Source organism: Rhodococcus sp. 852002-51564_SCH6189132-a (assembly GCF_001665495.1).
GTDB lineage: Bacteria > Actinomycetota > Actinomycetes > Mycobacteriales > Mycobacteriaceae > Rhodococcus > Rhodococcus pyridinivorans.
Window position 1 is genome coordinate 17,304 of record NZ_LZMJ01000040.1, and the last position, 12,802, is coordinate 30,105.

13 protein-coding genes are annotated in these 12,802 nt (G+C 67.6%); 8 read left to right on the top strand and 5 right to left on the bottom strand.

The annotated features are described in order from the left end of the window. Positions 1-3 precede the first annotated feature (3 nt). The 7 genes from urtB to atzF all read left to right on the top strand — a co-directional run bounded on the left by urtB (position 4) and on the right by atzF (position 6,601). Positions 4-888, top strand: coding sequence for an urea ABC transporter permease subunit UrtB (urtB, locus tag A5767_RS10065; protein WP_039585437.1), 885 nt, complete (start codon positions 4-6; stop codon positions 886-888). Beyond that, positions 888-2,024 (top strand): urea ABC transporter permease subunit UrtC, encoded by a 1,137-nt coding sequence (gene urtC / locus A5767_RS10070; protein WP_006553587.1) that lies wholly within the window; start codon positions 888-890, stop codon positions 2,022-2,024. Before urtB ends, urtC begins: the two co-directional genes overlap by 1 nt. Next, complete coding sequence (gene urtD / locus A5767_RS10075) at positions 2,021-2,803, top strand: urea ABC transporter ATP-binding protein UrtD (RefSeq protein WP_016693072.1); 783 nt, start codon at positions 2,021-2,023, stop codon at positions 2,801-2,803. Before urtC ends, urtD begins: the two co-directional genes overlap by 4 nt. Then, a complete protein-coding gene (gene urtE, locus A5767_RS10080; RefSeq protein ID WP_064852239.1) occupies positions 2,803-3,495 on the top strand; it encodes an urea ABC transporter ATP-binding subunit UrtE in 693 nt (230 codons plus the stop codon). Before urtD ends, urtE begins: the two co-directional genes overlap by 1 nt. Further along, positions 3,495-4,181, top strand: a complete 687-nt coding sequence (locus A5767_RS10085) for a GntR family transcriptional regulator (protein WP_064852214.1) — start codon at positions 3,495-3,497, stop codon at positions 4,179-4,181. Before urtE ends, A5767_RS10085 begins: the two co-directional genes overlap by 1 nt. 54 nt (positions 4,182-4,235) lie before the next feature. Then, positions 4,236-4,766: a carboxymuconolactone decarboxylase family protein gene (locus A5767_RS10090; RefSeq protein WP_024101778.1), complete on the top strand. Its 531-nt coding sequence runs from the start codon at positions 4,236-4,238 to the stop codon at positions 4,764-4,766. Positions 4,767-4,864: 98 nt separating this feature from the next. Next, entirely contained in the window at positions 4,865-6,601 is a 1,737-nt protein-coding gene (gene atzF / locus A5767_RS10095; RefSeq protein WP_231913158.1) for an allophanate hydrolase, read from the top strand. 74 nt (positions 6,602-6,675) lie between these two features. Here atzF and A5767_RS10100 read toward each other — a convergent pair whose 3' ends face one another. From A5767_RS10100 to A5767_RS10115, 4 genes are all read right to left on the bottom strand, one after another. Beyond that, complete coding sequence (locus A5767_RS10100) at positions 6,676-8,112, bottom strand: fatty acid desaturase family protein (RefSeq protein ID WP_064852216.1); 1,437 nt, start codon at positions 8,110-8,112, stop codon at positions 6,676-6,678. A 28-nt stretch (positions 8,113-8,140) separates the two neighbouring features. After that, positions 8,141-9,238: a ferredoxin reductase gene (locus tag A5767_RS10105; protein ID WP_039585443.1), complete on the bottom strand. Its 1,098-nt coding sequence runs from the start codon at positions 9,236-9,238 to the stop codon at positions 8,141-8,143. Between the two features lie 68 nt (positions 9,239-9,306). Further along, positions 9,307-9,639 carry a hypothetical protein gene (locus tag A5767_RS10110; RefSeq protein WP_064852217.1) on the bottom strand — a complete coding sequence of 111 codons (333 nt, stop codon included), beginning with the start codon at positions 9,637-9,639 and terminating at the stop codon, positions 9,307-9,309. Next, positions 9,639-10,451, bottom strand: coding sequence for a class I SAM-dependent methyltransferase (locus tag A5767_RS10115; protein ID WP_064852240.1), 813 nt, complete (start codon positions 10,449-10,451; stop codon positions 9,639-9,641). Before A5767_RS10115 ends, A5767_RS10110 begins: the two co-directional genes overlap by 1 nt. Before the next feature lie 179 nt (positions 10,452-10,630). Between A5767_RS10115 and A5767_RS10120 the strand changes: the two genes are divergently transcribed. Further along, entirely contained in the window at positions 10,631-11,314 is a 684-nt protein-coding gene (locus A5767_RS10120) for a helix-turn-helix transcriptional regulator (RefSeq protein WP_231913159.1), read from the top strand. A 74-nt stretch (positions 11,315-11,388) separates the two neighbouring features. Here A5767_RS10120 and lpdA read toward each other — a convergent pair whose 3' ends face one another. Next, positions 11,389-12,792 carry a dihydrolipoyl dehydrogenase gene (gene lpdA, locus A5767_RS10125; protein WP_006553599.1) on the bottom strand — a complete coding sequence of 468 codons (1,404 nt, stop codon included), beginning with the start codon at positions 12,790-12,792 and terminating at the stop codon, positions 11,389-11,391. Between the last annotated feature and the right edge of the window lie 10 nt (positions 12,793-12,802).

Consider the following 12,802-nt stretch of genomic DNA (forward strand, 5'->3'; position numbering starts at 1 on the left):
GACATGGATGTCCTTGTAGGACAGCTCTTCACAGGATTGAGTATCGGATCGATCCTGTTGCTGGCAGCACTGGGGCTGTCGCTGACGTTCGGCCAGATGGGCGTGATCAACATGGCCCACGGCGAATTCATCATGGCCGGCAGCTACACCGCCTTCGTCGTGCAGCAGGTGATCTCCTCGGCCGGGATGTCCCTGTTCGTCTCCCTGCTCGTCGGCTTCCTGGTGGGCGGCGTGATGGGTGTGATCCTCGAGGTCACCCTCATCCGCCGCATGTACCACCGCCCGCTCGACACCCTGCTGGTCACCTTCGGTGTGGGCCTGCTGTTGCAGCAGGCCGCCCGCGACATCTTCGGCGCCCCCGCCGTCAACGTCATCGCACCGTCCTGGCTCTCCGGCGGCGTGGAGATCTTCGGGGCCGTCGTCCCGAAGACCCGCCTGTTCATCCTCGCCCTCGCTGTGGTGTGCGTGGTCGCCCTGATCGCATCGATGAAGTACACGCCGATGGGACGACGGATCCGGGCCGTGGTGCAGAACCGCGATCTCGCCGAGACGGTGGGCATCTCGTCGCGCCGCACCGACATCACCACCTTCTTCCTCGGCTCCGGTCTCGCCGGCCTCGCCGGGGTGGCCCTGACACTCATCGGCTCGACCAGCCCGACCATCGGCCAGTCGTACCTCATCGACGCCTTCCTCGTGGTCGTCATCGGCGGTCTCGGCCGCATCGAGGGCGCCGTGCTCGCGGCCGTCGCACTGGGCCTGCTCAATTCGTTCATCGAGTACTCCACGACCGCGTCGATCGCGAAGGTCATCGTGTTCGTGCTCATCGTGATCTTTCTGCAGGTCCGTCCGCAGGGCCTGTTCGCCGTCAAGACGAGGAGCCTGGTCTGATGCCCGCGACCTTCTCGACCCGCACCTTCACCCGACCCGGACCCGTACGCACAGCAGGGGGATTCGCGATCGCCGCGATCGTCCTGTTCGGTCTCGCCCCCGCCGTCCTCTCCGATTTCCGTCTCGGCCTGCTCGGCAAGTTCCTGTGCTTCGCGATCGTCGCCGTCGGCATCGGCCTGGCCTGGGGTCGCGGTGGCATGCTCACCCTCGGCCAGGGTGTCTTCTTCGGCCTCGGCGCCTACATCATGGCCATGCACCTGAAGATCTCCGACGCGCAGCTCCGCGGCGACACCGTCCCGGACTTCATGCAGATCGCGGGCATCCGGGAACTACCCGCCTACTGGACCCCGTTCGCCTCGCCCGCCGTCACGCTGCTGGCGATCCTGATCGTGCCGGCCCTGCTCGCCGCCCTGCTCGGCTTCGGTGTGTTCGCCCGCCGCGTCAAGGGCGCCTACTTCGCCATCCTCTCCCAGGCACTGGCCGCCGCCTTCGCGATCCTGCTCATCGGCCAGCAGTCCACCGGAGGATCCAACGGCCTCAACCGTTTCCGCACCTTCTTCGGCTACGACCTGTCCGATCCGGTCAACAAGCGGATGCTGTTCTTCATCGTCGCCGCGATCCTGCTGCTCGTCGTCGCCGCGACCCGCCAGCTCATGCAGTCCCGCTACGGCGAACTGCTCGTCGCCGTGCGCGACCAGGAGGAGCGGGTCCGCTTCCTGGGCTACGACCCCGCCCTGATCAAGGTGGCCGCCTACACCGTCGCCGCCTTCTTCGCCGGCATCGCCGGTGCGATGTTCGTGCCCATCGTCGGCATCATCTCCCCCGCCGACGTCGGCATCGTCCCGTCCATCGCATTCCTCATCGGTGTCGCCATCGGCGGACGCACCACCCTGCTCGGCCCGGTCCTCGGCGCGGTGGGCGTGGCGTGGGCACAGACCACCCTGTCGGAGAACTTCCCCTCCGCCTGGACCTACGCGCAGGGCCTGCTGTTCATCGTCGTCGTCGGCTTCTTCCCCGCCGGCCTCGCCGGGGTGATCACCCTGCTCCGCCGGCGCCGCCGCACCACCCCGACCGAACCCACACCGCCGGCCGAACCCGAGACCGCCGACCTTCCCGAGATGGAGCCCGTGCGATGAGCAAACCCGTCTACGGCGGCAACGCCGGAATGAGCAGCGACTACCTCGAGATCCGCGACCTGCGTGTCACCTTCGACGGCTTCACCGCCGTCGACGGCGTCGACCTCACTCTCCTCCAGGGCGACCTGCGGTTCCTCATCGGCCCCAACGGCGCCGGCAAGACCACCCTCGTCGACGCCGTCACCGGCCTGGTCCCGGCGACCGGCTCGATCACCAAATCCGGCGTCGAACTGCTCGGCAAGAAGACCCACAAGATCGCGCGCCTCGGCGTCGGCCGTACCTTCCAGACCGCCTCGGTCTTCGAGGAACTGTCGGTTCTGCAGAACCTCGACATCGCCGCCGGCGCGGGCCGCTCCCCGTGGCAGTTGCTGCGGCGCCGCAAGGACGTGCTGCCCGAGATCGAGGAAGCGCTCGAGACGATCGGCCTGACCGCTCACCGTGACACTCCCGCGGGCATCCTCGCCCACGGGCAGAAGCAGTGGCTCGAGATCGGCATGCTGCTCGTGCAGAACGCCGACGTGCTGCTCCTCGACGAACCCGTCGCCGGCATGAGCCACGACGAACGCGAGGAGACCGGGCAGCTGCTGCGCCGCATCGGTGCGCAGCGCACGGTGGTCGTCGTCGAGCACGACATGGACTTCATGCGCGCCTTCGCCACCTCGGTCACCGTCCTCGCCCGCGGCAAGGTCATCGCCGACGGCACCGTCGACCAGGTCCAGAACGACCCGCAGGTCCAGGAGGTCTACCTCGGGACCGCCACCGCTCCCCAGGAGGCATGATGCTCGAACTCGTCGACGTCCGCGCCGGTTACGGTCGCACCGAGATCCTGCACGGCATCTCCCTGACCGTGCCGACCGGCAAGACCGTCGCGGTCATGGGCCACAACGGTGCCGGCAAGACCACACTGCTGCGCGCCGCCGTCGGCCTGCTGCCCGTCACCAAGGGAAAGATCCTCTTCGACGGTGACGACATCACCTCGCTGCGACCATCTGCCCGCGTCGCCCGCGGCCTGGCCTACGTCCCGCAGGGGCAACAGTCCTTCGGTCAGCTCACCTGCCGGGAAAACCTGCAGGTCGTCGCCGACACGCGCCGCAACGGCCGTCAGTTGGTCACCGACATGCTCGACCTGTTCCCCGCCCTCGTCCCGCTACTCGACCGCCGCGCCGGCCTGCTCTCCGGCGGTCAGCGCCAGCAACTCGCCATCGCCCGCGCGCTGATCACCGAGCCGCGCATGCTCATCCTCGACGAGCCCACCGAAGGCATCCAGCCGTCGGTGGTCACCGAGATCGAGAACACCATCGTCGAACTCGGCCGCAGCGGCGACCTCGGGGTGCTGCTCGTCGAACAGCACATCGGTTTCGCCCTCGACAACGCCCTGCACTACTACGTCCTCGAATCCGGGCGCATCACCTCGACGGGTGACGGTGGTGTCGACGCCGCCTCCACCGTCCGTGCGGCGATGGCGATCTGATGGCCGCCGACACACGGCGCGAGTGGGTCTACAAGGCCCTGCGCGATCGTCTGATGTCCGGGACCCCCTCCCCTGACGAACGACTCAGTGAAGAACGCCTCGCCGAACAGTACGAGGTGTCGCGCACGCCGGTACGCGAGGCCCTCGCCCGACTGGTCTCCGACGGGCTCGTCGAACGCCGCGACCAGGGGTTGTACCCCTACCGTCCGCGCTTCGACGACCTCGCGGACCTGTACGAACTGCGGACCACCCTGGAGCTGCGCGGGATTCGCCGCGCACTCGACGGCGAGTCGGTGCGGCACGATCCCGACGTCCTCGGTCCCGAGCTCGACCGCTGGTATGAGATCCGCGAGGATCCGCCCGAGCCCGACGCCGGCTTCGTCACGCTCGACGAGCGCTTCCACATGACGTTGCTCGCCGCCTCCGGCAACCGTGCCCTGTGCGACGCGCTGGCCTCGGTGAACGCCAAGGTGCGCCCGGTGCGGATGTTCGACTATCTGACCCCCGACCGCATCGTCGCGACCGTCGACGAGCACATCGAGGTCGCCGAGCTGGTTCTCGCCGACAAGCTCGACGACGCCCACGACTTGCTGCTCGCCCACATCGACACCTCGCGATCGGTGGTCGTGCGCCGGGCCGAGGAGGCACGCGCCTTCGCGCGGATGGCCCGGGCCGTCCGAGACTGACACTTCCGGTCGTGTCACGTGACCGGACGGGTCCGGTGCGGCACACTGGCGCTCATGACACCCCGCATCCCGCCCGGACGTTTCAAGGAACTCGGCCCGATCAACTGGGTGACATGGAAGGCCCTGTCCGCCGCCGGCGGCACCTCGGACGCCCACCTGTTCAGCACCCTCGGCCGCACCGGACGGCTGTTCCGCGGGTGGTTGCACTACGCCGGCATGCTCATGCCGTTCGGCCGTCTCGGCCGGTTCGAATCGGAGATGGTCATCCTGCGCGTCGCGCATCTGCGCGAGTGCGGTTACGAATTCGACCACCACACCCGCCTGGGTCGCCGTGCCGGCATCACCGACGAGGTGCGCGAGCGTATCGTCGCCGGACCCGACGCTCCCGGCTGGCAGGCAAGGCACTGCGCTCTTCTCGCCGCCGTCGACGAACTCGTGGCGACGAAGAATCTGTCCGACGAGACGTGGGCGTCGCTCGCGCAGTTCTACGACGACCGCAGGCTCATCGAGTTCTGTCTGCTGGTCACGCAGTACGACGCCCTTGCCACAACCATCGGGGTGCTGCGGATCGAACGCGACTTCTGATCCGTCCGCACCGGCCGGCATCGGTTCGGCGCGATCCCTAACAAGGCTGTTACACAACGTCACAGCAGCGTCATTGCTGGTCCATAGCGTATACAGCCATGTCCACAAAGATGTATACAGCTGCGGCGCCCGTCTCCCCGGTGAGGGTGTCCGCCACCGCTCGCGTTCGTGCCGCACTGAGCCGCATCGACGAGGTGGATCGACCCGAGGTGTGGATCACGCTGCGCAGCGCCGACGACCTCCTCGCCGACGCCGCCGCCGTGGACGCGCGGGTCGCCGCCGGTGAGTCGCTTCCGCTCGCCGGTCTGGTCGTGGCGGTCAAGGACAACGTGGACGTCGCGGGAATCCCCACCACCGCGGCATGTCCCGAGTTCGCATACGTCCCGGACGAGACTGCCTCGGGTGTCGAGCGTCTGGTCGCCGCCGGTGCCGTCGTCCTGGGTAAGACCAATCTCGACCAGTTCGCCACCGGTCTCGTCGGCACCCGCAGCCCGTACGGGGCGGTGCGGTGCGCATGGGATCCCGAAAGGGTCTCGGGTGGTTCCAGTTCCGGTTCGGCGGCCGCGGTGGCGCTCGGCATCGCCGACATCGGGTTGGGCACCGACACGGCCGGTTCGGGACGCGTCCCCGCCGCGCTGCACGGAATCGTCGGCATCAAGGCAACTCTCGGGGTGATCCCGGCGCACGGTGTGGTCCCGGCCTGTGTCGACTACGACTGCCTCACGGTCTTCGCGACATCGCTCGAGTCGGCGGCGACCGCGGTCCGGATCATGGCCGGACCCGAACCCCGCGACCCGCGCAGCAGGACCTGGCCCGCGGACGTGCGACTCGCCGCGCCGAACACTCTGCGCGTCGCGGTGCCGCGCGCCGAGGACCTCGAAGCGTTGTGTGAGGAGTACCGCGACGCCTTCACCCGCACGGTGACCGCGGCACGCGAATCCGGCATCGAGATCGCGGAGGTGGACATCTCACCGCTGCTCGATGCTGCCCTGCTCCTCTACGACGGTGCCGTGGTGGCCCAGCGCTACGCGGCCGTCGGCGAGTTCCTGTCGACGGCACCGGAGGGCGCCGATCCCACGGTCGCCGCGATCGTCGCCGGCGCGAAGAAGCCTGCCGCCTACGAACTCGTCGAGGATCTCGACACCCTCATCCACGTGAAGGCGTTCGCGCGTGAACTGCTCGCCGGGTTCGACGGGTTGCTGCTCCCGACGACGACGGAACACCCGACGATCGCCGCGGTGCAGGCCGATCCGATCGCCATCAATCGTCGGATGGGCACCTACACCAACTTCTGCAACCTGCTGGACATGACGGCGGTGGCGGTGCCCGGTGCGCCGACACCGGCCGGTGAGCCGTTCGGGGTCATGGTCGTGGTCCCGGCCTTCGGCGACCAGGTGGCCGTGGACGTCGCGGCCGCGCTGAACGGTGTGGACGCACCGCGTGTGGTCGAGTCCGGCGTCGAACTCGCGGTCTTCGGAGCGCACCTGCGCGGTCAGCCGCTGCACTTCCAGCTCGAGGAACTCGGGGCGCGCTTCGTCGAGGAGGTGTACACCTCCGACGCGTACCGCCTCGCCGCGTTGAACACGACGCCGCCGAAGCCGGGCCTGGTGCGTCACGCACCGGGCGAGGGCGCCGCCATCGTCGGTGAACTGTTCCGGTTGTCGGAGGCCGGACTGGGCCGGTTCCTCGCCGCGCTGCCCGCCCCGATGACGTTGACGAGTGTCGAACTGGCGGACGGACGGTGGGTCGTCGGCTTCGGCTGCACGCAGGACGCAGCCGCCGACGCGGTGGACATCACCGAGTTCGGCGGCTGGAAGGCATACCGGGCGTCCTGACCCCGGCTCCGGAGTGCAGTTCTCATCGGCGAATTCGCGCATCGTCGACGACAACTGCACACCGGACGACGTGATCAGCGGGGTGGCGGATCGACCTTCACGCCGCCGCCCTCGTGTTCTGGTCCGGCGTCGGGATGGTCGGCGGGCAGACGGTCGCGGAACCGTGCGGCCTCGCTGGGAACGGGACCGCCGGTGGGGTCCTGCGAACGACGATACGGTCCGGGCTTCGGACGGGGCTTGCCGCCCGGGAAGGCGAGCCGGGCGATGGTGCGGTGCACCATGAACCACTGCTTGCCCAATCGCCCCGAGTTGTAGGGCAGTTCGTAACGCTCGCAGATGTCCTTGACCTTCGGCGCGACCTCCGCGTAACGGGTGCTCGGCATGTCGGGGAACAGGTGATGCTCCACCTGGTAGCCGAGATTGCCGCTGAGGATGTGGAACAGCGGGGTGCCTTCGATGTTCGCGGCGCCGACGAGTTGCCGCACGTACCACCCTCCACGCGACTCGTTCTCGACCTCCTTCTTCGAGAAGGTATAGGTCTGGTCCGGGAAGTGCCCGCAGAAGATGATCGCGTGCGCCCACACGTTGCGGATGATGTTGGCCGTGATGTCGGCGAGAACCGTCGCGAGGAAGGTCTTCTCGACACCGGGCAGATACCGGTCGGCGAGATGGGCTGCGGTACGAAACTTTCCGGACCGGCCCTTGCCCATCGGTCCCTTGCTCATCGACCGCAGTCGCCGGCCCAGACGCGAGGTCTTCGGCTGGGGCAACCGGCCCTGCAGCGCGACCTGCGCGAGACCGAACAGCGCGGCGCTCACCAGCGGCCAGCCGACGTAGTCCTTGACGAACTGCGCGCGGGCCTTGCCGAAGATGCCCTTCAGCTCCTCGATCACCTGACCGGTCGACTTCTCGCCGGCCCACAACGCCTCGAGGTCGAGGTCGTGCAGCGCCACACCCCATTCGAAGAGCACGGTGAGCAGCGAGTTGTAGAGAGGTTGCGCCAGGTAGACGGGGTGCCACTTCTGGTGCGGGTCGATCCGCATGATCTCGTAGCCGAGATCCTTGTCGAGGCCGCGGATGTTCGTGAACGTGTGGTGGATGTAGTTGTGCGAGTGCTTCCACGCCTCCGCGGTGGAGGCGGTGTCCCAGTCCCACACCGACGAGTGGATGTCCGGATCGTTCATCCAGTCCCACTGGCCGTGCATGACGTTGTGGCCGATCTCCATGTTCTCGAGGATCTTCGCCACTCCGAGACAGGCTGTCCCGGCCACCCAGGCGGGCTTGTACGACGACGCGAAGAGCAGTAACCGCCCCGCGACGACCAACTGCCGTTGCGTGGCGATGACGTTCTTGATGTACTGCCGGTCCTTGTCGCCGAGACTCGAGTACACCTCGTCGTGGATGGCGTCGAACTCCTTGGCGATCTGCTCGAGATCGTCGCCGCTCAGATGCGCGAGCGGACTGTGTGGTTCCCGCGTCCCGGTGTCGGTCCTGTCGATGCTTCTCGTCACGACGCCCCCTGCTTCGAAGCCGGTTGCTTCACAGTTCTATTTCGATGTCACCCTCCGCGGTGTGGATGCAGGTACGCACCGCAGCCCCGGTGGGCTCGCTCACCTCGTCGGTCCGCAGGTCCCGGAGTTGCCCGGATTTCAGCGTTCCGACGCACGTGTGGCAGATGCCGATACGGCAGCCGTATGGCAACTTCAGGCCGGCGTTCTCGCCTGCGACCAGGATGGGTGTTCCCCCGTCGCACTCCACCTCTTTCTCGCTGTCGAGGAAGTGGATGGTGCCGCCCTCGCCGCTCCCGGCATTCCCACCGATGATCGGCTGGAAACGTTCGAGGTGGAATCTTTCGGGATCACCGTGTTCGTCCCAGTGTTCTTCGAGGGCGTCGAGCAGGTCGCGCGGGCCCGAGCAGAAAGCGTCGCGTTCGCGCCAGTCGGGGCACAGATCGCCGAGGTCGTCGGGGGTGATGCGGCCGCGGTCGCCGCTGAGCCACAGCTCGAGACGCATTCCGGGATGCCGCTCGTCGAGGTCGCGCAGGGTCGAGCCGAAGATCACCTCGTCCTCGGTGTGGGCGGAATGCACGACGACGACGTCGTCGATGCGGTCGCGGTGGTCGAGGCTGCGCAGCATGCTCATGATCGGGGTGATCCCGCTGCCCGCGCTGATGAACAGCATCTTCGCGGGCAGCGGGTCGGGCAGGGTGAACACGCCCTCGACCTCACCGAGGCGGACGATGTCGCCGGGCTCGAGTTTGCGGACCAGGTACGGCGAGACCACGCCGTTCTCGACGAGTTTGGGTGTGACGCTGATGATCCCGTCGACCGGATCGGGGTCGGAGGTGAGCGAGTACGCGCGCCAGTGGTAGACCCCGTCGATGACCACCCCGAGCCGCACGTACTGGCCCGGCTCGTGACCGCGCCACTCGTAGGCCGGGCGGATGAGCACCGATGCGGCGTCGCCGCCCTCGGGGACGACCCGCTCCACACGACCGCGCAGTTCGCGGGTCGTCCAGAGCGGGTTGATCATCTCGAGATAGTCGTCGGGCCGCAGAGGTGTGAACAGGTGCCGCACCGTTCGCAGCAACCATCTCCGAACCGGGTGCACGTGTGGGCGAGCGCCGCGTTCCGCCATGGCGCAACACTACGCGGGCGCGCACACCTCACGTGCACATTCGTCGCCGATGTGGGATCGGTGACAGCTCAGCGCAGGATCGTCAGCTGCACCACGGAATCGGCGTTCGCGACGAGGCGGTGCACGATGCCGGCGTCGACGTGGACGGCGGTACCCGGTACGAGCGACACGGTCTCGTCGGCGGTGCTGAACGAGATGTCGCCGGTGACGGCCTGCACGAGGATCGGAGCGCCGGCCTTGTGGTCGTCCATCGTCTGCCCGGTGACGAAGGACAGACGTACCACGGTGGCACCGGTGACCGCCGCGAGCTTCTCGATGCGTGGCCCGCTCCCCTCGCCCGCGTTGAGCTCCGCGAGCCCCTCGATACGGGTGAGCTTGCCCTCGACCTGCTGTGTACTCATCACGCTTCCTTCTTCGTGGCGACGATCTCGATCGCGACCAGATGCTTCTTGTACTTCGTGAACGTCGACCGCATCTGGAGCACCCGGCTGCGGGCGTCGGAGTCGCGAAGGACGTTGCGAACGAACTTCAGGGTGCCGGGCAGGCCTTCGTCGGCGAGGATGCGCTTGGGTTCGAGCAGCGCCATGGGAGCGAAGCCGATCTTCTCGACCTCGAATCCGTTCTCCTCGAACAGGGTCCGCCATTCCGCCGCGGTGAGCGGGCGGGCGTTGACCTTGATCGAGCGCGCGAGCGACGTGCGGATCTCGGTCTTGACCTCGTCATCGACCTCGTCGGGTTCGATCGCGAGTTCGTGGATGGCGTACCGGCCGCCCACACGGAGCACCCGGCGGGCCTCCTGCACGATCTCCGCCTTGTGCCTGTCGGTCTGCATGGTCAGCATCGCCTCGCCGACCACGACGTCGGCGACCTCGTCGTCGAGTCCGGTCTTCGACGCCTCGCCGCTGACCACACTGCCTCCGCCGGCGATGGCCTTGCGCGTCAGTTCGGCTGCCGTCTCGTCGGATTCGATTCCGGTGTAGCTGCCGGGCGAGTACGCGAGGATCTCCTGCGCCGTCCGGCCGAGGCCGGGCGCGAACTCGACGACGTCCGCGCCACGCAACCTCGCGTCGGCGAGCACGCGTGCCGTCAGTTCCTTACCGCCGGGCCGCAGCACACGCTTGCCCAGGCGGGCGAGCAGCCAGTGTCCCGGCAGGTGGGCGGTGTCCCTACCCGCAAGGGGGAGAGCGTCTTCCGATGTGTGCTTGTCCGCCATGTTCTGCACTCCTTCTCGCGAGGGCAAGGGTGGCTACGGTTCCGAGGCTCTCCGGACCGGTCGTAACGTGGACGGCGCGTCGGTTGTCGCCTCCATGGCGCCGACTATAGAGGATTTTCCTCCTTTTAATAAGGTGACCCTCACCTGAGAGTCATCGCGGGCGCGACGGGAGAGCGGACTTGGCACGGCGGGTGAAGCAACGCGAGCGGATTCTCGGCCTGTTGCGGGAGTCCTCGGGCCCGGTCGACGCCCATCATCTCGCCGCCACGCTCGACCTGCACGTCACGACCGTCCGCTTCCATCTCGCGGGCCTCGGGGAGGAAGGTCTCGTCCGCACCCTGCAACTTCCGATCGAGCGGGTCGGGCGCCCGCGCCTCGGCTACGTCGCGGTGAAGGAACCGTCCTACACCGATCTCGTCGCGCTGCTCGCCGCGCGGATCGGGGGCACCCCCACCGAGCGCGAGGACAAGGCGTTCGAGGTGGGCTCGGACTGGGCGGGCATCCTCGCCCTCGCCCTCGCACCCGCGCCGACCGTCGACGCCGGCACGCTCGTCATCGACGCCCTGCAGCAGTTGGGTTTCGAGACGCAGAGCGCGACGAACGCCTTCGGCACCCACAGCCTCACGTTGTGCACGTGCCCGCTCGCGGAGATCGCCCGCACGAATCCCGAAGTGGTGCGCGGCATCCAACGCGGATTGATCCAGCGTGTCCTCGACGACCACGCCGACCTGCTGCGCAGCCGCTACGCCGTCGACGTCCGGCCCGACCCGCAGGACGGTAACTGTCTCGTGCAGCTGGTGCTGCGCCCGGAGAAGGGCGGAACGACGTCAGCCCGCGACGACGGTCGAGTCGTCACGGGCTGAGCCGGTACATCCGAGCGGGGATCCGCCCACACGGAAGAAGGGTGAACGCGGGGCCTCGGGTCGGCCCCGCATCCTCAGAAGTTGATCATGTGTCCTGCGAGACCGTGGATGGCCTCCTGCAGCGCCTCGCTCAGAGTCGGGTGCGTGTGGACGTTGCGCGCGAGCTCGTTGACCGTGAGGTCCCACTTCTGGGCCAGGGTCAGCTCGGGCAGCAGCTCCGAGACGTCGGGGCCGATGAGGTGGCCGCCGATGAGCTCACCGTGGGTCTTGTCGGCGATGAGCTTGACGAAGCCGTTGGGATCACCCAGACCGTGCGCCTTGCCGTTGGCGGTGAACGGGAAGGTCGCGACCTTCACGTCGTAGCCCTCGGCCTTCGCCTGCTCCTCGGTGAGACCGAAGGAGGCGACCTGCGGCTGGCAGAAGGTCGCACGCGGCATCATGCGGTAGTCGCCGAGCTCGAGGGTCTCGGCACCGCCGATGGTCTCGGCCGCGACCACGGCCTGCGCCTCCGCGACGTGCGCGAGCTGAAGCTTCGCGGTGACGTCGCCGATGGCGTAGATACCCTTGACGTTGGTGCGCATGCGCTCGTCGATCGCGATGGCACCGCGGTCGGTGAGCTCGACGCCGGTGTTCTCGAGGCCGTAGCCCTCGACGCGCGGCGCGAAGCCGACCGACTGCAGCACCTTGTCGACCGTGACGGTCTCGACGTTGCCGGACTTGTTGTCCTTGATCTCGACGGTCACCTTCGAACCGTCGTCCGAGATCTTCTGCACCGCGGCACCGGTCTTGATGGTGATGCCGAGCTTCTTGTACGCCTTGGCGATCTCCTTGGAGACGTCGGCGTCCTCGTTGGGCAGTGCGCGGTCGAGGAACTCGACGATGGTGACGTCGACCCCGTAGTTCTTCAGGACGTAGCCGAACTCCATGCCGATGGCACCGGCACCGACGATGACGATGGACTCGGGGAGGTCGCGGGTGAGGATCTGCTCCTCGTAGGTGACGACGTTGTCGCTGAGCTCGGTGCCCGGCAGCAGCTTGGTGACGGAGCCGGTGGCGATGATGACGTTGTCGAAGGTCACCTGTTCGGTGCCGCCCTTGGTGAGGGTCACCTCGATGGTCTTGGCGTCGACGAACGAGCCCTTACCGTCGTATTCGGTGATCTTGTTCTTCTTCATGAGGAAATGCACGCCCTTGGTGCGCCCGTCCGCGACCTTGCGGCTGCGGTCGTAGGCGGCACCGAAGTCGAAGGACACGTCTCCCGAGATGCCGAAGGTCTTGGCCTCTTTGTTGAAGAGATGTGCCAGCTCGGCGTTGCGGAGAAGTGCCTTCGAGGGGATGCAGCCGACGTTCAGGCAGACACCACCCCAGTACTTCTGCTCGATGATGGCGGTGCTCAGTCCCAGCTGTGCCGCGCGGATAGCAGCGACGTACCCACCGGGACCGGCTCCGAGGACAACGACGTCATAGTGTGAGGTCACGGATATACAG